Origin of the sequence: uncultured Lactobacillus sp. (assembly GCF_947367085.1) — a bacterium.
Lineage (GTDB): Bacteria > Bacillota > Bacilli > Lactobacillales > Lactobacillaceae > Lactobacillus.
On the sequence record NZ_CANBCP010000004.1, the window covers coordinates 1 to 24275 of the forward strand.

The 24275-nt window shown below is 36.9% G+C and carries 18 protein-coding genes; all 18 read right to left on the minus strand.

Annotated features, from left to right (window positions below; all coding sequences use genetic code 11):
• Positions 1-1481, minus strand: a 1481-nt coding sequence (gene recJ / locus Q0Y70_RS01225) for a single-stranded-DNA-specific exonuclease RecJ (protein WP_297815542.1), incomplete at its 3' end; no start/stop codon positions are given.
• Positions 1481-2179 carry a class A sortase gene (locus tag Q0Y70_RS01230; RefSeq protein ID WP_297815545.1) on the minus strand — a complete coding sequence of 233 codons (699 nt, stop codon included), beginning with the start codon at positions 2177-2179 and terminating at the stop codon, positions 1481-1483. The genes Q0Y70_RS01230 and recJ, both read right to left, overlap by 1 nt.
• Before the next feature lie 46 nt (positions 2180-2225).
• Entirely contained in the window at positions 2226-4064 is a 1839-nt protein-coding gene (lepA, locus tag Q0Y70_RS01235; protein WP_297815547.1) for a translation elongation factor 4, read from the minus strand.
• Between the two features lie 135 nt (positions 4065-4199).
• The gene (dnaJ, locus tag Q0Y70_RS01240; RefSeq protein WP_297815550.1) at positions 4200-5348 is read right to left on the minus strand and encodes a molecular chaperone DnaJ; all 1149 of its coding nucleotides are present in this window, start codon (positions 5346-5348) and stop codon (positions 4200-4202) included.
• Between the two features lie 82 nt (positions 5349-5430).
• A complete protein-coding gene (gene dnaK, locus Q0Y70_RS01245; protein ID WP_297815552.1) occupies positions 5431-7290 on the minus strand; it encodes a molecular chaperone DnaK in 1860 nt (619 codons plus the stop codon).
• Between the two features lie 19 nt (positions 7291-7309).
• Entirely contained in the window at positions 7310-7912 is a 603-nt protein-coding gene (grpE, locus tag Q0Y70_RS01250) for a nucleotide exchange factor GrpE (RefSeq protein WP_297815554.1), read from the minus strand.
• A 12-nt stretch (positions 7913-7924) separates the two neighbouring features.
• Positions 7925-8983, minus strand: a complete 1059-nt coding sequence (gene hrcA / locus Q0Y70_RS01255; RefSeq protein WP_297815556.1) for a heat-inducible transcriptional repressor HrcA — start codon at positions 8981-8983, stop codon at positions 7925-7927.
• Positions 8984-9092: 109 nt separating this feature from the next.
• A complete protein-coding gene (abc-f, locus tag Q0Y70_RS01260; protein WP_297815558.1) occupies positions 9093-10592 on the minus strand; it encodes a ribosomal protection-like ABC-F family protein in 1500 nt (499 codons plus the stop codon).
• Between the two features lie 265 nt (positions 10593-10857).
• Positions 10858-11796, minus strand: a complete 939-nt coding sequence (gene ribF, locus Q0Y70_RS01265; protein WP_297815560.1) for a riboflavin biosynthesis protein RibF — start codon at positions 11794-11796, stop codon at positions 10858-10860.
• 14 nt (positions 11797-11810) lie between these two features.
• On the minus strand, positions 11811-12704 hold the full coding sequence (gene truB, locus Q0Y70_RS01270) for a tRNA pseudouridine(55) synthase TruB (protein ID WP_297815562.1): 894 nt from the start codon (positions 12702-12704) through the stop codon (positions 11811-11813).
• 53 nt (positions 12705-12757) lie between these two features.
• Positions 12758-13123, minus strand: a complete 366-nt coding sequence (locus Q0Y70_RS01275; RefSeq protein WP_297815564.1) for a ribosome-binding factor A — start codon at positions 13121-13123, stop codon at positions 12758-12760.
• Between the two features lie 28 nt (positions 13124-13151).
• On the minus strand, positions 13152-15791 hold the full coding sequence (infB, locus tag Q0Y70_RS01280) for a translation initiation factor IF-2 (protein WP_297815566.1): 2640 nt from the start codon (positions 15789-15791) through the stop codon (positions 13152-13154).
• Positions 15792-15795: 4 nt separating this feature from the next.
• Complete coding sequence (locus tag Q0Y70_RS01285; protein ID WP_297815568.1) at positions 15796-16110, minus strand: ribosomal L7Ae/L30e/S12e/Gadd45 family protein; 315 nt, start codon at positions 16108-16110, stop codon at positions 15796-15798.
• A gap of 2 nt (positions 16111-16112) precedes the next feature.
• Entirely contained in the window at positions 16113-16409 is a 297-nt protein-coding gene (locus tag Q0Y70_RS01290; protein ID WP_297815570.1) for an RNase P modulator RnpM, read from the minus strand.
• A gap of 17 nt (positions 16410-16426) precedes the next feature.
• Entirely contained in the window at positions 16427-17647 is a 1221-nt protein-coding gene (gene nusA, locus Q0Y70_RS01295) for a transcription termination factor NusA (RefSeq protein ID WP_297815572.1), read from the minus strand.
• Between the two features lie 19 nt (positions 17648-17666).
• Positions 17667-18143, minus strand: a complete 477-nt coding sequence (gene rimP / locus Q0Y70_RS01300; protein WP_297815574.1) for a ribosome maturation factor RimP — start codon at positions 18141-18143, stop codon at positions 17667-17669.
• 106 nt (positions 18144-18249) lie between these two features.
• On the minus strand, positions 18250-22554 hold the full coding sequence (locus Q0Y70_RS01305) for a PolC-type DNA polymerase III (protein ID WP_297815576.1): 4305 nt from the start codon (positions 22552-22554) through the stop codon (positions 18250-18252).
• Between the two features lie 6 nt (positions 22555-22560).
• Positions 22561-24258, minus strand: coding sequence for a proline--tRNA ligase (locus Q0Y70_RS01310; protein WP_297815578.1), 1698 nt, complete (start codon positions 24256-24258; stop codon positions 22561-22563).
• Positions 24259-24275 lie beyond the last annotated feature (17 nt).

Below are 24275 nucleotides of genomic sequence, written 5' to 3' on the forward strand. Positions count from 1 at the left end.
GTCTTATCTTTGCCAATCTTATAAAAATGCTCGATATTAGGTTCAGAGATCGAAAAAACTGGTTGATCATTATCTGTTCCAAAAGGTCCAACAGCATTTATTTCGTCTAAGATTCCAGATCCTACTTCATTAAAATCAAGCTCCAAATCATAAGACTTCGATTTTAAATTAGTATCAACTTTAAAGCTTTTTTCGAAAGCTTGACGTAAATCAGCTAACTTATCTTCTTGTAAAGATAAGCCACAAGCGTAGTCATGACCTCCGAATTGGGTAAGCAAATCATCTTTCATCGGCTCCAATGCATTAAATAAATTGAAACCTTCCACTGATCTACCAGACCCTTTGAGCTCGCCTGTTTCACTTTTAGTTAAAACAATAGTCGGCTTGTGTGTACGTTCGACGACTTTATTAGCTACTAAACCTAAGACTCCCTCATGAAAATCAGGATTATAGATGACAAGAGTATTTCTTTGGCCCCAGCCGTTAGTCTTGATACTTTTTAAACAATCTTGATAAACACTCGCAGTTAATTCTTTTCGTTCTTCATTTAAGTTTTCGATTTTTTGAGCTAGTTCATCAGCCTGATCTTCTTCATCCCTCAGCAATAAATCTACAGCTAATGATGCATTATCTAATCTTCCTACGGCATTCAGACGCGGTGCAATATTAAAGCCCACATCAGTTTCATTAATTGAGCCTAAGTCAAGACCGGCCAGCTTAATCAAAGCCCTAAGTCCAGGACGCTGAGTTTGGTTAAGCATCTCAAGGCCGCGTTTAACGATAATATGTCCTTCCCCAGAAACCTTAACCATGTCTCCAATCGTTCCGATCATCGCAAGTTCTAACATATCAGACATTGGATCTTGCATTAAAGCTCGAGCGATTGTATATGCGACGCCTGCTCCGCAATAATCATCGAAAGGATACTTTTGCCCAGGGTAATTGCAGTGTACAATCGCGTAGCTATCTGGCTTTTGATCTTGGAATGTGTGGTGATCAGTTACAATAGTATCTACCCCGTGACTTTTAGCATAAGCAACTTCATCTATTCCAGTGACGCCATTATCAACTGTGATAATTAATTTAGTGCCGTCTTCAACAATTTGCTGATAACGTTTCAAACTTGGACCATAGCCGTCCTTAAAACGATTAGGAATAAAGAAATGAACATCTGCACCTAAAATTTGCAGAGTTTCGACCATTATTGTAGTTGCAGTAATTCCATCAGCATCGTAATCACCGTAGATTGTAATCTTTTCACCATTATCGATTGCTTGGTTGATGCGGTCGATTGCCTTATCCATATCATGCATCAAAAAAGGATCAGCTAAATCCTCTTCAGTTGCATCAAACCAAAATGATAAATCTTTAGCTGTGTTAATTCCGCGTAACGAAAACAACTTAGCCGCAAGTGGGCTAAGTTGAAATTGATCAATTAAATCTTGTGATAAGGGTTTTGCTTGTCTTTGTATCCAGTCCATTATTTTAATTTAAATACCTGCAAGTTCTTGTCTGTAGCTTTTTCTGTCTTAATTAAATTTCCACGTACTGCCCAGCGGTTAACTCCACCATCTGCACACGTAATCAAAGTCACGATATTTTGCTTAGTGTTATTAACTAGCCATACTGCAGTTGGATCAACTTTTTTCTTCATGTAGATCTTATAGACGTAGATTTTTTTAAGATTAGTTATGTAAACTTTTTGTCCTACTTGGGCGTTTTCTAATGGTGAAAAGAGCACACCTTTAGCGGTCATATAGTGACCTGCCAATGGATAATTGCCTTTGCCCATTACTTGATCGGCGCGCATCGTGCCCCCACCAGTGGACATTGCATCGTTGCTAAGGCCTTTCATGATTGGTAGATACATTTTTACGCCAGGGATTGCAAGTGCACCAATCGCATCAGCAGTATTTTTTACACGTGATTTAGTGACTTGACTAAAGTCAATCTCTTGGACCTTAGAAAAATCAAACATTCCTTTTTTCTTTTCGTTTTTTTCGATAGTACTTTTATCAAGCTTTTTAAGAGCAGAAGTTTGGTTTTGACGGACCATATAGTCACGAATCTGGCTGTTGAAGATCATCCCTAAACCGATGATCAACAAAACAACTGCTGCAACTCTCAGCCAAATAACTTTAGCTGGTGTCTTTTTCTTTTTGTCTTTATTTTCTGGCATCGTAATATTCCTTTGCCTTTATATTAACTCATGATGACTCTACAAATTACTTACCCTTAATATCATCATCGTTCATCTTAAGAACTGCCATAAACGCATCTTGTGGCACATCCACACGGCCAACTGCTTTCATTCGCTTTTTACCACGTTTTTGCTTTTCAAGTAGTTTTGCACGACGGTCTGGATCCCCTGTGTGGATCTTCCAAGTAACATCTTTGCGGTATGGCTTAATTGTTACACGAGAAATGATCTTGGCCCCAATTGCACCTTGAATGTCCACTTCAAAGTTTTGACGTGGGATCAACTTCTTCAGCATTGAAGTCATCTGACGAGCACGCACTTGTGCTTCATCACGATGGGCAATAAAACTCAGGGCATCAATTGGCTCTTTATTCAAAAGCATATCGATCTTGACTAAGTCAGTTGCACGATAGCCGATGATTTCGTAGTCTAGCGATGCATAACCCTTAGTTGAGGACTTTAAATCATCAAAGAAGTCAAAGATGATTTCAGCAAGTGGCATCTTGTAAATAACGTTGACACGGTACTTATCAAGATAATCCATTGTTTGAAACTCGCCACGTTTTCTTTGACATAACTCCATCACTGGGCCCACATAATCATTTGGCACCATGATCTCTGCCTTTACGTAAGGTTCTTGCACTTCTTGGTATTCGCCAGCGTCAGGTAATTCTGCTGGGTTTTCAATTAACTTGGTAGAACCATCATTCATGATTGCATGATAGTCCACACTTGGAGCTGTCATGATCAAATCCATACCAAATTCTTGCTCAAGACGTTCTTGGACAACATCCATGTGGAGCAGTCCTAAAAAGCCGCAGCGAAAACCAAATCCTAAAGCTTGAGAAGTTTCTGGTTCAAATTCCAAGGCTGCATCATTTAATTGGAGTTTTTGCAAAGCTTCTTTTAAGTCATCGTATTTTTGGTTATCAACAGGATACATACCAGAATATACCATTGGCGGAATTTGACGATAACCTGGAAGTGGCTTTTCAGTTGGATCTTCAGCGCTGGTGATCGTATCACCAACACGAGTTTCACGGACTGACTTAATATTAGCCGTCAGATAACCAACATCACCCGCAATAAGCATATCCTTTTTAACAGGATGAGGACTAGAAACACCGACTTCAGTTACTTCAAACTCTTTACCGGTATTCATAATCTTAATCTTGTCACCAGGCTTAACAGTACCTTCTTCAATACGGACTGCTAGGACTACCCCGCGATAATCATCATATTTTGAATCAAAGATCAATGCCTTTAATGGCGCTGTTAAATCGCCACTTGGAGCTGGGATATCTTGGACGATTTTTTCCAGTAATTCAGGGATGCCTTGTCCAGTTTTTCCAGATACTTCAACAGCATCTGAAGCATCGAGGCCAATCATTTCTTCGATTTCGCTCTTGCACATTTCAGGGTCAGCTGAAGGTAAATCAATCTTATTGATGACTGGAAAAATCTCTAGATCGTCGTCAATTGCTAAATAAGTATTGGCCAAAGTCTGAGCCTGCACACCTTGAGTGGAATCAACAACTAACAATGCCCCTTCACATGCTGCCAGCGAACGCGAAACTTCATAAGAAAAGTCGACGTGTCCTGGAGTGTCGATCAAGTGAAAAATATAAGTTTCACCATCTTTGGCATGATATTTAACTTCAACAGAGTTAAGCTTGATAGTAATTCCACGTTGACGCTCTAATGGCATATCATCAAGCAATTGATTTTTCATTTGTCTTTCTGACACCGTATCAGTTAACTCTAAGATACGGTCAGCAATCGTAGACTTACCATGATCGATATGGGCTACGATTGAAAAATTTCGGATGTGTTTTTGATAATCTTGTAATTTTTTAATATCCATATACTCACCTTTTTCGCTTTATTAATTATATCAAAGGCTTGCAGTAAGTTAAAATTCTTATTGATTTATTTTTACGCCATAACTAACAAAAACGCATACCTAGACTCAACACTAGATATGCGTATTTTTGTTTAATTATTCACCGTTAAGTTTATCCTTTAAACGTTCGAAAAAGCTCTTTTCTTGTGGAGTAATATTGCCACCACCAGCTTTGACATAATCGACCAAAGCTTCTTTTTGCTTATCATTCATCTTCTTAGGAATTACCACATTAACAGTAGTTTCTTGATCGCCGCGACCTGTGCTATTTAGATGAGGCACACCTTGTCCACGGAGTTTAAAGTGTGTGTTTGGCTGTGTACCTGCTGGAATCTTAAGAGTGACTTTGCCATCGACAGTATCAACTTGGATTTGGTCCCCAAGAGCTGCTTGAGCAAAGGAAATTGGTACTTCAGTATAAATTGTCGTTCCTCGTCTAGTAAATTTCTTACTTGGCTTAATCTTAAAGACAATGTACAAATCACCGTAAGGTCCACCATTTTTACCGGCTTCACCATCACCAGCTTTGCGTAATTGTTGTCCATTATCAATACCAGCTGGAACGTCAATTTCAACGCTGTGACGCTTATTGACAGTACCTACTCCATGACAAGTTGGACATGGATGTTCTATAATTTGACCTTTGCCGTGACATTTATCACAGGTAGTTTGCTGCTGCATTACGCCAAATGGTGTTTGACGAGTAACAGTCATGACACCTGTGCCATGACATTTATCACAGGTAATTGGGTGTGTGCCTTTTTCAGCGCCGCTTCCATGACAAGTTTCACAAACTTCACTACGATCATAGCTAACTTGGGTCTTTTTACCTTTGATAGCATCCATAAAATCAATTTCTAAAGTGTAGTCCAAGTCTTGACCTTTTTGTGGAGCAGTTGGATCAGTTCTTCTGCGTCCTCCGCCAAATAAGTCACTAAAAATGTCACCAAAATCACTAAAGCCGCCAAAGTTAGAATATTGACCGCCACCACCAAAGCCAGAGCCGCCAAAACCGCCTTGGCCATTTACGCCGGCTTGACCAAATTGATCGTATTGAGCTCTTTTTTGTTTGTCATGGAGCACTTCATAAGCTTCATTTACTTCTTTATATTTTTCTTCAGCACCAGGTTCATGGTTCAAGTCTGGGTGATATTTTTTAGCTAGTTTACGATATGCCTTATTGATATCGGCATCGCTAGCATTTTTATCAACGCCTAAGACTTCATAATAATCACGTTGTGCCATTTAAAAGCTCCTTTAATTTACAAAAGAAAAGAACTACAAGTCGCAGTTCTTTTCTTTTTTGATCCAGTATATTATACCGATTTTACTTATCTGGGTCTACTTTATGAAAGTCGCCGTCAACTGTTGGACCGCCATCATTAGTTGAGCCGCCGTTTTGGTTACCATTAGGTTGTGGACCTTGAGGACCAGCTTGGCCTGCATTTTGAGCACCATTTTGTTGGTAAAGTTTTACAGCTAAATCTTGAGCAACCTTAGATAAAGCATCCTTCTTAGACTTCATTTCCTCTAAGCTGTTGTCTTTTTGAGCTTTCTTCAAATCATCTAAAGCATCTTGTACTTTCTTGACTTCGTCGTCACTAACCTTACCCTTAACTTCTTTCAAAGTCTTCTCAGTGGTGAAGATCAATTGATCTACTTCGTTGCGTAAATCAACTTCTTCCTTCTTCTTCTTATCTTCATCAGCGTGTTCTTCAGCTTCTTTTTGCATACGCTTGATTTCTTCATCAGATAAACCAGATGAACTCTTAATGGTAATCTTTTGTTCCTTACCAGTTCCCATATCCTTAGCAGATACGTTTACGATACCGTTTTTATCAATATCAAAGGTAACTTGAATTTGAGGAACACCACGTGGTGCAGGTGGAATATCAGTCAATTCAAAGCGACCTAAAGTCTTGTCATCAGCTGCCATTGGACGTTCACCTTGAAGAACGTGAACATCTACAGCTGGTTGGTTATCGGCAGCAGTTGAGAAAATTTGACTCTTTGAAGTTGGGATAGTAGTGTTTCTGTCAATTAACTTAGTGAAGACACCACCCATGGTTTCAATACCAAGTGACAATGGAGTAACATCAAGTAATACGATATCCTTAACATCCCCACTAATAACACCACCTTGAATTGCGGCACCTAAGGCTACAGCTTCATCAGGGTTAATTGAGTGGTCAGGTTCTTTTCCAGCCCACTTCTTAACAGCTTCTTGAACTGCAGGAATACGAGTTGAACCACCGTTTAAGATAACCTTGCTGATATCGTTAACAGTTAAACCAGCGTCTTTTAATGCGTTATCAAATGGAATCTTAGTCTTTTCAACCAAGTCATTAGTTAATTCATCAAACTTAGCACGAGTTAAATCTGCTTCTAAGTGAAGTGGACCACTTTCGCCTGCTGAGATAAATGGAAGAGAAATGTGGGTTTGAGATACACCTGACAAATCCTTCTTAGCTTTTTCAGCAGCATCCTTTAAACGTTGAAGTGCCATCTTATCTTTAGATAAGTCAACACCATTTTCATCTTTAAAGTTCTTGATTAACCAGTCCATAATACGGTTGTCAAAGTCGTCACCACCAAGGTGAGTATCACCATTAGTTGACAATACTTGGAAGACTCCGTCACCTAATTCAAGGACAGAAACATCAAAAGTACCACCACCAAGGTCATAAACTAAGATCTTTTCATCTTCTTGATCTTTATCAAGACCATAAGCTAAAGCAGAAGCGGTTGGTTCGTTAACAATTCTTTGAACATTAAGTCCAGCAATCTTACCAGCATCTTTAGTCGCCTGACGTTGTGCATCATTGAAGTAAGCAGGAACAGTAATAACTGCATCAGTAACTTTTTCGCCTAAGTAATCTTCTGAAAACTTCTTGATGTATTGCAAGATCATAGCTGAAATTTCTTGAGGAGTATATTCCTTATCGCCAACCTTAACCTTGTATCCTGCTTCACCCATATGACGTTTAATTGAAGTAATAGTATTAGGGTTAGTGATAGCTTGACGTTTTGCAACTTCACCGACTTGAATTTCACCGTCTTTAAATGCAACTACAGATGGAGTAGTACGGTTACCTTCTGGGTTAGTAATAATTTTTGGTTCTTTTCCTTCAAGCACTGCAACTGCTGAGTTAGTAGTACCTAAGTCAATACCGATAACTTTTGACATATAAGTTAGCTTCCTTTCTTTATTGAGCCACGACAACCATTGCTGGTCTTAAAGTTCGATCTTTATATTGATATCCTTTTTGTAAAACTTGAACAACCTGGTCCTTTTGCTTATCATCTTCAGCTGCAACAGTTTGAACAGCCTGATGAACATTTGGATCAAATTTTTTACCCTCAGCTTCAATTTCGACAATTCCGTGATCCTTCATTGCCTTAATTAATGAATCTAAAGTCATCTGCACACCTTTTTTAAGTTGTTTAGAAGCTTCATCATCAGCTTTGACAGCTAAGGCTCTTTCAAGATTATCCATTGCTGGCAAAACATCTTTTGCTAAGCTTTGAGATTCATACTTAATAAGTTGCGCTCTTTCTTTTGCATAACGAGCTTGCATATTTTGAATTTCTGCTTCACTTCTTAAATATTTATCTTCTAACTGCTTAGCACCTTCAGCCAATTCAGTAACTTTTGCTTTTAAGGCTTCTAATTGAGGATCTTGAGCTTTTTTATTTTCTTTTGCTTTAGCTTCTTTCTTAGAATCCTTAGCAGCTTTTTTTGCCTTATCTGGAGTAATCTTTTCTTTTTGATCTAAATCTTTCTCATGCGGAAATTCTTCTTTACTCACAGTTAACCTCCTTTACTTAAACCTACCATAGTAATCTAGCAACTTTTTAGCTAGTTCATTTCTAAAGTACTCGAGTAAACCGATCATCTGCGAGTACGGCATGTTAGTAGGACCTAATAGAGCGAGCGTTCCTTTGCCATATTTTCCAACACTATATTCTGCAGTAAGTAAGCTATAATTCTTCAGTAAATCAGATGGAAGTTCAGAGCCAAGCTTAACTTGAATCTGTGACTTCTTATTTTGAGTTACAGCATCATGAGGATTAAACCCCATCAAGTTAGAAATTATATCATTTTGATCAATTAGCTCATAAAGTGACTTAATTTGAGAAACATCATCACTTTCGTAATTGTTAAGTAAGTTCAATTGACCATCAACATACATTTGCTCACTAGCAGCATCTTTAACTACATCTTGAAGCAAATCTAAAATGATTGGAGCCGATCCTCTAGAAACCAAATGATGAGCTATCTTTTTAAATAAAGCATCATTTAATTCACTAAGGTGCTTACCTACTAATTGATCATTAATTAACCGGACTGCCTTTTCTATCTCTTCTCCACTCGTGCCATGGGGAATCGTGTAAACCTGATTCTTAACATTACCATCATCAGTAACTAAAATCGCCATTACCTGATAACTAGATAAAGGAACAGCTCTAAAACCCGTAATTGTCACATCATGAGTTTCAGGACCTGCCGCAAAAGCAGTATAGTTTGTCAAATCTGACAAAATTTTAGCTGCTTCTTGCACAATTTCATTAACCTGATGAAATGGTTGATCAAGCTGACAAACTATTTGGTTGTAGACCGAAGCTGGAATTTCAACTGGGTCAACCAGATGGTCTAGATAATACCGATAACCCTTGGTGGAAGGAATTCGGCCACTTGAAGAGTGAGTTTTTTCAAGTAAACCTTGATCTTCTAAGGCAGCCATTTCATTACGAATAGTAGCGCTTGAAACTTTAATTGGCAGTTGATTCATCACGGTCTTAGAGCCAACGGGTTCATGTGTTTGTGTAAAATCCTTAATGATAGTCTTCAAAATTAACTCTTGCCGCTGTGTCAACATTTTTATCGCCCCCTTTATTAGCACTCAAGTTCACTATGTGCTAACACCATATATAATACCATACATTAGCAATTGTTCAAGCTGAGTGCTAATTATTTTTAGATTTTTTCTATTTCTTTAAAAATATACGCTCCTGCGCCACTTGTTCAATGAAGTAGTGATCATGTTCTACTAAAAGCATGGCTGGTTTTACCTCTTTAAGCAATTTGATCAATTGGTCTTGATTAAAAACATCTAAGTAATTAGCCGGCTCATCCCAAAAATACAAATCTGCTTGTTCGACTAAAGATTTGGCAATCGCTACACGTTTTTGTTGCCCCATGCTCATTTCTTCAATCCTGGTTGAAAAACTCTCTCTTGGAAAGCCCATCTTCTTTAGATTGTTAAGCAACTCTTGATAAGATAGTTTTTGACTCACAGAGAATTCTTTTAAAGTACCAGTATACTCAGTAAAATCTTGCGGCAAGTATGAAATTTGGAGACCATTTGTTAATTCAATTTTACCCGTATGAGTAACATCTTTTACTTTGTCCAAAATAAATTTCAAAAATGTTGATTTTCCAGTTCCATTTGGTCCTTCTAAAGAAACGACACCATGGTTTTTAACTGTCAAATTTAGATCATTAAATAATTGTTTACCTTGAATGGTTAAATCAAGGTGCTGAATTTCAAGCAACGTCTGATGGTAATTAGGATCGAAGTTCATTGTTAATTCAGGTATATCCTCGATATTTGTCATCAATCCTTTTTTATCTTCAATAGCTTTATCCATTCGATGTTCAACGTTTTTTGAGCGTTTCATGATTTTCGCAGCTTTATGACTATAAAATCCTTTATTAATATCAGCATGCAATTCATTATCGTGAGCTTTGGCATTTTTATTATTTTCAGATTTGCTTGAATACCCTTTAAGACGCAAACGACTTTCATTCAAAGTCTTTACTTGACCTCTTAGTTTTTCATTCTTTTCTCGATTGAATTCATCCCGCTTATTCTTTGTATCCTCGTAACTAGCATAATTGCCTTGATATAAATGGATTTCGGTATTTTCAATCGCTAAAATATGATCTGTTACCTGATTTAAAAAGTCTCGATCATGACTAACCACAATATAACCTTGATCATGCTTTTTCAAATAATCAGCCACTTGCTTTCTGCTATCTTCATCCAAATGATTGGTTGGCTCATCAATTAACGGAAATGAATTTTTATCAGTAAAGGAAAAAGCTAATAATACCTTGGTCTGCTCTCCTCCGCTCAAAGTATTAAACGGTTGCCAAAGCAAATCAAGATCCGTATTCATCAAATTCAATTCTCGTTCTAATTCCCACTGTTCAAAGTTTGCCTTATCTTGAAGTTCGTAGAGAGTTATATTTTCAGGATTCTCAATTTCTAAGGGAAAATATGAAAAGGTCAACTTAGTTTGAATTTGTCCCATGCCATGAAGCCTATTTCTCAACAAGTTAAGAAAAGTCGTTTTTCCACGACCATTTCTTCCAACTAAGCCAAGCTTCCAGCTACTATCAAGATTTAAATTTAGATTATTAAAAATGTTCTCACTACTGTCGTCATAATGAAAAGAAAGATTTGTAATTTTTATAATGCTCATTAGAAATCACCCCATGAAAAAAGAGCCAGTCCTTTGACGATATGCAAAAAGACTGGCTCTTTTAACTTAAAATGATTTTTAAATCAAAAAAAAAGCAATCCCTTGCACTAATTCGTCAAAGCACACAAAAAGACTCTAAATGTAATAAAAAGTCTATTAATAATATGCTTTAAACAAAATTAGTTACGCAAGGGCGCTCCTTCTTTCTATATTCGAATTTCAATTGATAAAGATAATTTATCACAAATCTTCTTTGAAATCTAGTTTAATTTTGTTTTAATTCGTAAAAATATTGTTGAACTAACTTTTGATCTCTTTGAAGTTGGTCTGATAAAGCCTTGATCCCGGAGAATTTTTGATCTCCGCGAATAAATTTATACCACTTAATAGTCATCGGTTTGCCATATGCTTCTTGGTTAAAACCAAATAAATGCGTTTCAATACTCAAATCTTGATTGGCAAAAGTTTCATTATAACCGACGTTGGTCATCGAATCATACCACTTACCATCAATCTTGGTCTTGGTCGCATAGACTCCAACTTTTGGTAAAACTTTATTTCCACTTACTTTTAAATTAGCTGTTGGAAAGCCAATCTTATGCCCTCTTCTAAAGCCGCGGACAATTGTACCAGAAGTTTGGTAAGGTTGGTTGAGTAAGCCCATAGCTAAAGATACATTTCCATCTTGGATAGCATTTCTGATTTCAGTAGAACCAACCTTTATACCAGCAAATTTTTGTTCTGGTTCAACTACAATTTCAAAACGTCCTTGAGCAAATTTGGGTAAATTCTTAATATTTGCGACATCTTTTGGACCATAAGTATAATCAAAACCAGCAACAACAGTGTCTGTATTTAATCTAACAATTAGATCATCCACAAATTGCTGCGGAGTGAGATGACTAAATTGCTCATCAAAATGAACTACGAGAAGATAGTCAACACCTAAAGCTTCCATTTTATTTTCTTTTTCAAAATTAGTATCTAAATAAACAAATTTTTTGTCTTTTTTATAGATCTCTTTTGGATGACGATCAAAAGTCATTACAACTAATGGTAGTTTTTTTTGATTAGCCACTTTTTTTGCATCTTTGATCAGAGCTTGATGGCCAATATGAACACCATCAAAAAATCCCAATGCCAAAACAATTTTAGAATCACATATTTTTGTATTAAATGGATACTTTAAGGTTAAAACCTTCATCTAAATAATCCCCATTACTCATTTTTCAATAACATCAAATCTGGACAATAAACATCATCACTTCTTTGATAAATAGCCTTGATTTTTTTATTATATCGCAAAGCTATTTTTTTATCATTCTGATTTAACTTGATTTTTGCACCGTTTTTAACTCGATCAAATTGCTGAACGCTCAAGTCGACTACTTTTAAATCGTTAAAAAAGCTATCAATTGGTTGAAGCCACTTTTCTGGATGGGCAATTTCTTGTTCCAAATCTTCCAAACTCACAGCTTGAGATAGATCGTATCCAGAACTTGCGGTTCGAGTCAAACTCGTCATTACAGCTGGACAATTCAATTGCGTCCCTAAATCATTCACTAAAGATCGAACATAAGTCCCTTTCGAGCAACGTATTGCAAAGTTAAAACTTTCAGTTTTTTGTTCTTCATCATAAACTGGATCGCTAGTTAAACTATAATCATAAACTTCGACTGCGCGCTTAGGTCTTTGAACCTCGATATGCTGTCGAGCATATTCATATAGTCTCTTTCCATTAACTCGAACAGCAGAATAAATTGGAGGTAGCTGCTCAAGATGACCTGTTAACTTCTTCATCCCTTCAATAATCTCATCACTTGTAAAAGGAGAAGTAACAGCTTGAGTTTCTAGTACTTCACCATCCAAATCATAACTATCAGTTCTTTTGCCAAACATCCCTGAACCAATATAAGATTTAGGTTTTGTATGCATCAATTCGATTAATTTGGTCGCCTGACCAATAGCAATTGGAAGCACTCCGTTAACCTCGGGATCTAGCGTTCCAGCATGACCAATTTTTCGTATCTGCAAAATTTTTCTTAACTTATAAACACAATCGCTCGAAGTCATTCCACGAGGCTTGTTTAAAACTACAATTCCATTAAGCATAAAAATTCCGCTCCCTACACTAAAAGACGCCAGGTTGTGGCGTCTTTTTTAGTTTATTTATTTTCTCTTTCTTGATCAGCTTTTTTCACTTGTCTAATCAAGTTATCGATCTTGCTACCATAAGCAACTGAAGTATCACGTTTAAAGATCAATTCAGGAACTTTATACACTGTTAAAGTTTGTCCTAATAAGTGACGCATCATGCCTTTAGCTTTTTCTAAACCTTCAGCAACGTCTTTTTCTGATTTTGCGTCATCAGTCAATAAACTGTAATAAATTGTTGCATATGATAAATCATTCGTACATTCAACAGCAGTGATTGTAACATCGCTAAGACGAGGATCACGAATATCTTTACGTAAAATCTTAGTCAGTTCACGTAAAATTTCACCCTCAACACGACCAATTCTATGTTTCATGTCAAAACCTCCGAAGATCAAAGATCAATTATTGAGGCTTAACTTCTTGCATTTCGTAAGCTTCTAACTGGTCATCAATCTTAATATCATTGAAGTTTTCGATTGTTAAACCACAATCAAATCCTTGTTTAACTTCCTTGACATCATCTTTAAATCTCTTCAAGGATGCAACTTTACCATCATATTTAACAATTCCGTCACGAATTACACGAACGCCAGAATCACGAGTGATATAGCCACTATCCACAAAAGCACCAGCAATTGTACCAACTTTGGAAACTTTCCAAGTTTCACGAATAGTTAAGTTACCAGTAACTTTTTCTTCGTAAGTTGGTTCAAGCATACCCTTCATGGCTGCTTCAACATCATCCATTGCTTTGTAAATAATGTTGTAAAGACGAATATCAACGCCTTCACCTTCAGCTTGACTCTTAGCCGTTGCAGTAGGACGAACATTAAATCCGATGATAAATGCGTTTGAAGCACCTGCCAAAGTTACATCAGATTCATTAATGGCACCAACACCAGCGTGAATAATATTAACTCTAACACCTTCAACATCAATCTTTTCAAGAGATTGTTGTAATGCTTCTACGGAACCTTGAACATCTGCTTTTAAGACAATGTCAACTTCCTTCATGTTCTCCTTCTTCATTGTATCAAATAAGTTATCAAGAGTAACATGTTGAACATTTTCACGTTGTTTTTCAAGCGCATTTTTGGCACGTTGTTCACCAACACTACGTGCAGTCTTTTCATCATCAAAAACAACTAACTTATCAGCTGAAGAAGGAACATCATTTAAACCAGTAATTTCAACAGGAGTGGATGGAGTTGCCTTCTTTACACGGCGACCCTTGTCGTTAGTCATAACACGTACACGACCAAAAGTATCCCCAACAACAATTGGATCACCTACTTTAAGTGTACCTTGTTGTACCAAAACATCTGCTACAGTACCACGTCCCTTATCTAAGCGGGCTTCGATAACAGTACCGATAGCTTTTTGATCTGGGTCAGCCTTCAATTCCATCACATCAGATTGAAGCAAGATCATTTGAAGCAAGTCATCAACATTTTTACCAGTCTTAGCAGAGATCTTTACAAAAATAGTATCTCCACCCCAGTCTTCCGGAACTAGACCATATTTCATCAGTTGTTCCATAACGTGGTCTGGATTTGCACCAGGTTTATCAATCTTGTTAACTGCAACAATAATTGGCACCTTAGCACTTTTGGCATGATCAATAGCTTCGATAGTCTGAGGCATAACTCCGTCATCTGCAGCAACAACTAAAACAACGATATCAGTAATTTCTGCACCACGAGCACGCATATTTGAAAAGGCAGCATGTCCCGGAGTATCCAAGAAGGTAATCAATCGATCATCAAGACGAACTTGATAAGCACCGATCTTTTGAGTAATACCACCTGCTTCATGTTCAGAAACATTAGTATGACGCAAACGATCAAGTAAAGTAGTTTTACCATGATCAACATGTCCCATAATTGTAACTACTGGTGGACGCTTAACTTGGTGCTTAGATTTCTTAGAAGCTTCAACTTCTTTAGTATATAAAGTATCGATATCAGAAATATCTTCATGTACCTTTTCTTGAGCATCAATACCATATTCAGCTGCTAATAATTCAATCGTATCCTTATCCAATGATTGGTTTTGGTTAGTCATAACACCAAGCATGAATAACTTTTTAACGATTTCTGCTGGTTCACGGTGTAAAAGCTTTCCTAAATCTTGAGCATTCATACCCTCTTCAAAAACAAGAGTTTCTGGTAATGGACGTTCTTTTCTTTGAGTAGGTTGCTTTTTAACTTCCTGAGATTGATTATTACGCTTATTCTTCTTATTACGACGTCTACGCGCTTTATCGGAATGTTCATTACGTTCACGTTCGTAATCTGGAACTTCACGCTTTTTACGACCAGGCTTTCCAAAATCCTTCTTACGGGATGGTTTAGCATTTTCAGGAGCTGGTTGGGCTTCAGGAATAACAGGTTCTACTTTTTTAACTTTTGGTTTATTTCTAGCAGGTGATGGCTTAATAATCTTTGGACCAGCTGGTTTTTGACTTGCTTGTACACGAGCTTTAACAGCTTCGGCACCTACTGATGGGATGGATTTCTTTTCAGCTTTTTTCACTTGTTCTACTTTCTTAGTATCCTTATTAGAATTTTGTTGCTCATTCCATTGACGGCGTGAGCGTTCTGCTTGAGCATCTAATTCAGAAGACTCTTTTCTTTGTTTATGTTGCAGCTGTTTTAATAGGTCTCTAGCTGCAGGTCTTGAATTATTTGCGTCATTATTTTGACGATTACGCTCATTATTTCGATTATTATTGCGCTTTTGATCTTGATTATTGCGGTGATTATCAGATCGTTTCTTATTTTTTGAGAAATCTTTCTTTTTCTCACTATGACTAGGTCTTCTAATAGCACCTACAGAAATCTTAATCTTAGTCTTTTTCTTAGTTGCTTTACCAGCATTCTTATTAGATTTAAATGCCTCAACTAGTTTGTCGGCTTGAGCATCATCTAAGGAGGACATGTGGCTTTTAACATCAAATCCTAATTCCTTTGCTTTATCTACAACGGTCTTATTATCGATGTCTAATTCTTTGGCTACTTCATAGATTCGTTTTTTCGCCATCAAATCACTCTCCTTTTTCTATTTTGTTAATTAACGCTTGACTAAAACCTGAGTCAGTTACTGCCACCAACTTACGTTTTTTTCCTAAAGCATGGCTTAATTCAGCACTCGTAAAATCACGAACTAGTATTAGTTTACTATCGTGTTTTACTAAAGATTGAACTTTATCTACAGTATTTTCACTGGCATCACTGGTTAAAATAACTACTTTAGCTTGATGTGCCTTAATTGCTAAACTAACAGCATCAGCACCGCTCACTAACTTACCAGCTCTTTGAATTAAACCTAAAAAATTCAAAATTTTTAATTTGTTATTCAAAATTACTTATCACCAAACAATTCTTTTCTTGCTTTTTGGTGGTCAACATAAGCATAAAGATCTTTATAAAAATCCTCGGAAATCTTAGCACTGAGGCTTTTTTCTAAAACACGATTTTTTTGTGCTTCTTCAATTTTTTCAGGAATTAAAGAAACATAAGCGCCTCGACCTGACTTTTTTCCAGTCGGATCAACGCTGACGTTTTTATCTTTATCAATCACAATCCGCACTAATTCTTTTTTGGGCATCATTGTGTTTGTTAAAAGATCCTTACGCATTGGAATTTTTCTTTTTTTCAAAGAAAATCACCTAATCCTTATTCTTCATTCTTGTCTGCATCATCATCTAATTGAGAATCAACATCTTCGCCATTGTTAAAATCGTGGCTATCTTCTAAAGTAGCATCATCAGCTGTTTGCGTTTCATTATTATCAGAAACTTGACTTTCAGTGTTTTCGGCTTCAGGTTCTGAGTCCTCATCAGATTCATCAACGAATTCAACTTGTGATTCAGGTTTAATATCGATCTTATACCCAGTTAAACGAGCAGCTAAACGTACATTCTGCCCCTTCTTACCGATTGCAAGTGACAATTGATAATCGGGCACAATAACTAAAGCATCTTTACTGTCTTCTTCATTATCGCCGAATTGAACTGCAATAACTTCTGCAGGATTCAAAGCATTAGCAATATAATCAGATGGATCATCTTCATATTTAACGATATCAATATTTTCTCCACCAAGTTCATTAACGATATTTTGAACTCTTGAACCTTTTGGTCCAACTAAAGTGCCGACTGGATCGACATCAGGATCGTTGCTTTTCACTGCAATCTTGGTACGATCGCCGGCTTCACGTGCAATAGAAACAATTTCTACAGTTCCATCATAAACTTCAGGAACTTCCTGCTCAAATAAGCGTTTAACAAGGCCTGGAGCAGTACGTGAAACTGTGATTTGAGCACCTTTAGCATCAGAACCTACACGTGTTACTAAAACGCGGATCTTATCTTGAGGATTGTAAACTTCCCCAGGTAATTGATCATTGTGAGGCATAACGGCTTCAACATTACCAATAGTGACATAAACAAAACGATTATCCTGTCTTTCAACAGTACCAGTAACAATTTCGTCTTGATATTGAGAATATTCGTCAATAATGTGATTTCTTTCTGCTTCACGAAGACGTTGCATAATTACTTGTTTTGCAGTTTGAGCGGCAAGACGACCAAAGTTTTTTGGAGTAACTTCAAATTTGATTTCATCGCCTACTTCATAAGCTTTATTGATTTCAAGAGCATCTTTTAAGCTAACTTCCAAGCGACTATCTTGAACTTCATCAACCACAGTCTTAATAGCGTTAACTTTGAAATTGCCTTTCTTTTCATCAAAAACAACTTCCACATTTTGTGCTTGATTATAATTTTTCTTGTATGCTGCAACCAAAGCGGCCTTTATTGCATCAACAATGACATCTTGCTTAATGCCTTTTTCTTTTTCTAAAGTAGCAAAGGCTTCTACCATTTCTTTAGTCATAAGTTTTTGATCATCCTTTCTAAAACTCGACTGCAAATCGAGCATTAGCAATCACATTACGAGGGATCTTGACTTCTTTAGTGCGAGTTTTAACTTTAATTTCTAAAGTTATTTCATCCTCATCTAGTTGTCTTAAAAAACCTTCGTAGATTTTACTACCATCAAGATTTTTATAAAGTCCAACATGGATATAAGAATCAACCGCATTTTTCCAATCCTTTTCTTTCTTAATTGGTCTCTCAAGTCCAGGAGATGACAATTCAAGAACATAAGGATCTGGAAATGGATCGGGATCCAATTCATCTAGTTTTTCAGAAACGATGTCACTTAATTCAGCAATTTCTTCAATATCAATACCACTTGGGCGACGATCTACGTAAATACGCAAGTAGTATTGAGCTTTTTCTTTAACATATTCAACGTCGACAACCTCATCGCCGCGTTCTTGTGCTAAAGGTTCAACTAACTTAGTAACCATTTCAGTAACTTTTGACAAACTTCTTCCTCCGTAATAAAAAGAGTGAGCATTACTGCTCACTCGAATTTGCTATTCGAACTTCGTCTCTAGAATAGCATATTTATTGACTTTTGTAAAATATATCTTAAAACAAAGACAATTGATTTTGATCGGGCATTCCTTCCAAAACACCATTGTTTTCGAAATATTCCATAATCGTCTGGGATACCTTACCACGTTTTGCTAAATCTTCTTTTGATAAAAATTGCTGTTCAGCCCGAGCTGCTACTATTTGTTTTGCAGCGTTATCACCTAAACCCGGAACAGCATTAAATGGAGCTAAGATTGTGTGTTCATCCAAAATCTTAAAGTCCATTGCTTCAGATTCGTTAACATCGACCATTTTGATCTTTATGCCGCGTTCTAAACATTCATTAGCAATTTCTAAAACAGTAAGCAATGATTTATCTTTTGCACTGACATCCATCCCTTTATCTTGGATTTCTTTCATTGCTGCTTTAACTGTGTTTTTACCATGACTCATAGCAACTAAGTCAAATAAATCAGCACGTACAGAAAAGTAAGCAGTGTAATAAATCACTGGATAATATACCTTGAACCAGGCAATTCGTAAAGCCATTAAGATATAGGCCGTAGCGTGGGCTTTCGGGAACATGTATTTAATCTTGAGACATGAAGGAATATACCAATCAGGTATATTATCATTTTTCTTCAAAACTGCCATATCATCGTCGCTGATTCCACGACCATGACGTACTGATTCCATCGTAGAAAAGGCAACTTCTGGCTTTACACCCCAGTGAATCAAGTCCATCATGATGTTATCACGACATCCGATAACGTCCTTTAACTTACAAGTGCCATTATTAACTAAATCTTCAGCATTCCCCAACCATACGTCAGTACCATGGGATAGGCCTGAAATTTGAAGTAATTCAGAAAAAGTATTTGGCTTGGTTTCTTCAAGCATACCACGAACAAAACGAGTACCAAATTCCGGAACTCCTAAAGTTCCAGTTTGAGACTGGATTTGATCTGGAGTAACTCCTAAAATATCAGGACTTGCAAATAAAGACATAACCCCCGGATCATCTGGAGGAATAGTCAAAGGATCAATTCCTGATAGATCTTGAAGCATTCTGATCATCGTCGGATCATCATGGCCTAAGATATCAAACTTCAGAATGTTATCGTGGATTGAATGGAAATCAAAGTGGGTCGTCAGCCAGGCGGCATTTAAATCATCCGCTGGATATTGTACAGGAGTAAAATCATAAATATCCATATCATCTGGAACCACAACGATTCCGGCCGGGTGTTGGCCTGTAGTTCTCTTAACTCCACTAGCACCTGCAGCTAAACGATCTAGTTCGGCATTTCTTAAATGAAGTTCTTTTTCTTCTTCATAATGTTTAACATATCCAAAAGCAGTTTTATCCGCAACTGTGGCAATTGTTCCAGCACGATAAGAATTATCTGGTCCAAACATTACTCGAATATAGTTATGGGCAACTGGTTGATAATCTCCAGAGAAGTTCAAATCGATATCAGGAACCTTGTCGCCGTGAAATCCTAAGAAAGTGGCAAATGGAATATCTTGACCATCTTTAACAAGCTGCGCACCACATTTTGGACATTCTTTGTCTGGCAAGTCAAAACCAGATCCATATTCCCCATTTTCATAAAAATGGGAATATTTACATTTTGGACAGCGATAATGCGGCGCAAGCGGATTAACCTCGGTAATTCCGGACATTGTCGCAACTAAACTTGAACCCACAGATCCACGTGAACCTACCAGATAACCATCTTTATTAGATTTAGCCACTAGTCTTTGAGAAATCAAATAAATAACAGCATATCCATTGGAGATGATTGAATTTAATTCAAGATCAATACGATCTTTTACGATTTTCGGAAGTGGCTTACCATATAGTTCATAGGCCTTGTTGTAAGTCAAATCCTTCATTTCTTGATCAGCATCCGCAATATGAGGTGGATATAGACCGGACTTAATTGGAGCAATTTCATCTATTTGATCAGCAATCTTATTAGTATTATCTATTACAATCTCTTTTGCAATATCTTCGCCTAAAAAATCAAAAGCATCGAGCATCTCTTGTGTGGTATAAAAATGAAGATCAGGAAGAGCCTTATTACGATCTGGATTTGCCTTTTGAGCAGCCAACAAGATCTTACGATAAATTGCTTCATGTGGTTCCACATAATGACTATCACCCGTTGCTACGACGGGCTTTCCAAGTTCTTTACCCAATTTATAAATATTGGAAATAATTTCATGCAATTCATCTTCATCACTAATTAAATGATCATCAATTAAAGTTTGATAATTTGCCGGAGGTTGAACTTCTAAAAAGTCATAGAATTTTGCTTTTTCGCGAGCTTCATCATATCCTTTTTGCATCATAGAAATAAAGACTTCACCCTGCCAACAGCCTGAACCAAACAAAAGTCCTTTATGATATTTTCTTAACTCAGATAGCGGCGTTCTTGGTACGCGATAAAAATATTTGGTCGATGCAAGAGAGACCAACTTATACATATTCTTCAAACCTTCTTGGTTCAAAGCTAAGACAGTCATATGATGAGGACGTGCACGTTTATACACTTGACCATATTTTGCATAATCATTCATTTTTCCAAGATCAGCTTCGCCAAAGCGATCATAAAATGCATCGAGCAACTTAAACATTAGGTATCCAGTTGCTTCGGCATCTTGATTAGCTCTATGGTGGTGCTCTAAAACAACATTATATTTTTTAGCCAACGAATCCAAAGTGTGACGAGTTTGTTCTGGATGAAGCAGACGTGAAACCTCCAGTGTATCTACGACTGGTTGAGTAATTTCATCTAAGTCAGCACGACGTAAGGCTGCATTTACAAAACCAACATCAAATTGAACATTGTGACCACATAATGGACGGTCACCATAAAAATCTTTGAATTGCTTAATAACGACCGCTTCATCATCAGCTTTGCTAACCATCTCATCGGTAATTGAAGTTAAATTAATCGTAGTATCACTTAAAGGATGATGAGGATTAATGAACTTATCAAAACGTTCAATTACCTCCCCATTTTTCATTTTAACTGCTCCGATTTCGATTATTGTGTCATAAACCGATGAAAGTCCGGTAGTTTCCACATCAAAAATGACATATTCTCGATCACGATAATCCATCTCAGTAGGATTTAATACAAGTAAAGCGTGGTCATCAATGGTATTAGCTTCATAACCATATAAGATCTTCATCTCTTGGCTTTTACCGGTATGATATGCTTCCGGAAATGATTGAACATCAGCATGGTCAGTAATTGCAATTGCTTTTTGACCAAACTTTTTAGCTGCTTTTATAAAATCTGTAGGTGGATTGGTTGCATCAAGTTGAGACATATTAGTATGAAGATGTAACTCTACACGTTTTTTCTCACCTTCATAAGTTTCTTGTCGTCCCTTATGTTCAACTAATTCCATATTACGGATATTAAATACTACATCATGTTGCCATTGATCATCTGCAGCAAATCCCTGCATTCGCGCCCAAACACCAGGTTTAATGGATTTTAAGTAGTCAATTTCATCTTTATCCGAAACAAACTTCTTAAATCCAATTGAATCAGTGTAGTCAGTAATTTCACCTGTCCAGATTGCTTTTCCTGATTTGAGCTCTTTCAATTCAGTCGCAAAAATCTGCCCTTCAATTACAACATTGCTAGTTCCATCTTCAATATCTTTCATTTGGATAAACTGAGCTTTTTCATTTATCTTACCGTTTCCAAACCTGCTTGTGCGAGTATTATTACTCTTTTTAGGCTTAGGTTCAGGAGGGTTTTGCTCATAAAAAGCCTGCATAGCAGATTCATGTTCAGCTTGTTGCTGCTGTAGACTCTTGAAGTTTTCATCGATATTACTTTCATCAAGCTTAGTAGTGAATTTGATATTAAAAAATCCATATTTTCTGAACTCTTCGTTCAAATTTGCTAAAACTTGTTCATTAATCAAACCGTCAACTACCTTATTTTGAGCAGGAATCAACCACATATCTTTTTCAAAATAAGGGGTTTGACCTTGTAAAAATTCTCTAACTACGGGTTGTAATTTCTTAGAATTCTGAACAACAAACTTCCAATAATCCGGCAAATGCTTTGCATTGCCGTCAGCTGTTTTAACTTCCAGCTCTACGTCTACAAAAGGATTGAAATTTTTATCAATAGCTTCTGCTAACGCTTGATAAGTTGCAAAATCTAATGGTGTGTCAAAAAAAACGTGGATTTTCCATCTACGCTCACGAGCATATACGTCCACGTTTTCAATTTCACCTTTTTGCAAATTATCATTATCTGCAAAACTATCAGGAAATTTAACTTGTTCGAGTAATTGTAAGAAAAGATCGTTCTTCTTAGTCACGAAAAATTATCCTAACTTCTCACTAATATAAGCTGCCAATTGATCTACAGAAATCTTTTCTGCCTTTTCATCAGTTGGCTGCTTAACTTCCACAATATTTTCTTTTGCATCACGTCCAATTGTGATTCTAATTGGTGCACCAACTAAGTCGGCATCATTGAACTTAACTCCTGGACGTTCATTTCTGTCGTCATACAAAACATCATACTTAGCTGAAAGTTCTTTTTCAAGTTTTTCGGCAAGCTCTGTTTGTACTTCATCTTTCATTTTCATTTGAATTAAATGAATAGTAAATGGTGCAATTTCTTTTGGCCAAGCAACACCATTTTCTGTTAAGTGTTGTTCAACAGCTGCAGAAAGCATTCTAGTAACACCAATACCATATGATCCCATAATAACAGGTTGAGCTTTTCCATTTTGATCTAGGAAATCAGCTCCCATTGTTTTTGTATAGTAAGTTCCAAGTTTGAAAATATGTCCTACTTCAATAGAAGTTGTAAACTTCAATGGCAAATGATCTACAGGGTCTGGTTCGCCTTCATTAGCAGTACGCAGATCAGCAAATTCATCTACCTTGAAATCACGATCTAAGTTGGCATTTTCATATTGATAATCAGTTTCACCAGCACCAACAACTACATTGTATAAATTCTTTACAGTCTCATCAGCGACAATCTTATCTGCCCAATCTGCATTAACCGGACCCACTCCGCCTTTAGCGCTACCTGTAATTTTTTCTAAATCATCGGTATTTGCTTCACGAACTTCATCGGCATCTAAAAGGTGGCCTAATTTAACTTCGTTAATTTGTTTATCAGCACGGATTAAGACCAATACTTTTTGATCATCTGCGATGTAAAGAATACTTTTTACAATTCGAGTTGCCGGGACATCTAAAAACTTTGTAAGTTTTTCAATGCTATCACAGCCTGGAGTAGCAACTTTATGTAATTCTTTTGGATCTTCTGGATCTTGTTTGAAAGTATCAATACTTTTGGCCATTTCAAGGTTAGCTGCATAGGTACCTTTTTCATTAGTAGCAATAGTATCTTCACCGATTGCAGCTGGAGCTTGAAATTCTGTCGAGTTTTTCCCACCCATTGTACCTGAATCAGCGATAACTGGGTGAACAGTCACACCTGCTCGACTAAAAATCTTGAAGTATGCACTCTTTTGATCATCGAATTGTTGGTCTAATTGTTCACGCGTTGCAGCAAAACTGTAACCATCAAGCATTACAAATTCACGACCACGTAGAAGTCCGAAGCGAGGACGGTTTTCATCACGGAACTTAGTCTGAATTTGATACAAAGCAAGCGGCATTTGCTTGTAACTCTTGAGGTTCTTGGCTACGATTTCGGTAAAGGTTTCTTCATGAGTTGGTCCAAGTAAACTTTCACGTCCATGACGATCGTTTAATTTGAACATTTCAGCGCCATATTTCTTATAACGACCAGACTCTTGCCATAAAGTTGCAGGCAATAAGTGAGGCATAATCATTTCAGGAACATTAATGTTTTCCATTTCTTGTTCAATAATGTTTTCGGCTTTTCGTAAAACACGATAACCTAACGGTAAATATGCATAAACACCAGCCGTAACCTGACGAATATATCCTCCACGAATCATCAACTTATGACTTTCAGCAACTGCATCTGCAGGTGCTTCTTTCAAGGTTGGCATAAAAAATTTTGATTGACGCATTTTTCCTCCAAATTAAT

What these genes read in the sequence shown, in the direction of transcription:
- lepA (WP_297815547.1), bottom strand. Translation starts at nt 4,064, where the DNA reads ATGGATATTAAAAAATTACAAGATTATCAAAAACACATCCGAAATTTT.
- hrcA (WP_297815556.1), bottom strand. Translation starts at nt 8,983, where the DNA reads ATGTTGACACAGCGGCAAGAGTTAATTTTGAAGACTATCATTAAGGAT.
- Q0Y70_RS01310 (WP_297815578.1), bottom strand. Translation starts at nt 24,258, where the DNA reads ATGCGTCAATCAAAATTTTTTATGCCAACCTTGAAAGAAGCACCTGCA.
- dnaJ (WP_297815550.1), bottom strand. Translation starts at nt 5,348, where the DNA reads ATGGCACAACGTGATTATTATGAAGTCTTAGGCGTTGATAAAAATGCT.
- abc-f (WP_297815558.1), bottom strand. Translation starts at nt 10,592, where the DNA reads ATGAGCATTATAAAAATTACAAATCTTTCTTTTCATTATGACGACAGT.
- dnaK (WP_297815552.1), bottom strand. Translation starts at nt 7,290, where the DNA reads ATGTCAAAAGTTATCGGTATTGACTTAGGTACTACTAACTCAGCAGTT.
- nusA (WP_297815572.1), bottom strand. Translation starts at nt 17,647, where the DNA reads ATGACTAAAGAAATGGTAGAAGCCTTTGCTACTTTAGAAAAAGAAAAA.
- infB (WP_297815566.1), bottom strand. Translation starts at nt 15,791, where the DNA reads ATGGCGAAAAAACGAATCTATGAAGTAGCCAAAGAATTAGACATCGAT.
- Q0Y70_RS01230 (WP_297815545.1), bottom strand. Translation starts at nt 2,179, where the DNA reads ATGCCAGAAAATAAAGACAAAAAGAAAAAGACACCAGCTAAAGTTATT.
- truB (WP_297815562.1), bottom strand. Translation starts at nt 12,704, where the DNA reads ATGCTTAATGGAATTGTAGTTTTAAACAAGCCTCGTGGAATGACTTCG.
- Q0Y70_RS01275 (WP_297815564.1), bottom strand. Translation starts at nt 13,123, where the DNA reads ATGAAACATAGAATTGGTCGTGTTGAGGGTGAAATTTTACGTGAACTG.
- ribF (WP_297815560.1), bottom strand. Translation starts at nt 11,796, where the DNA reads ATGAAGGTTTTAACCTTAAAGTATCCATTTAATACAAAAATATGTGAT.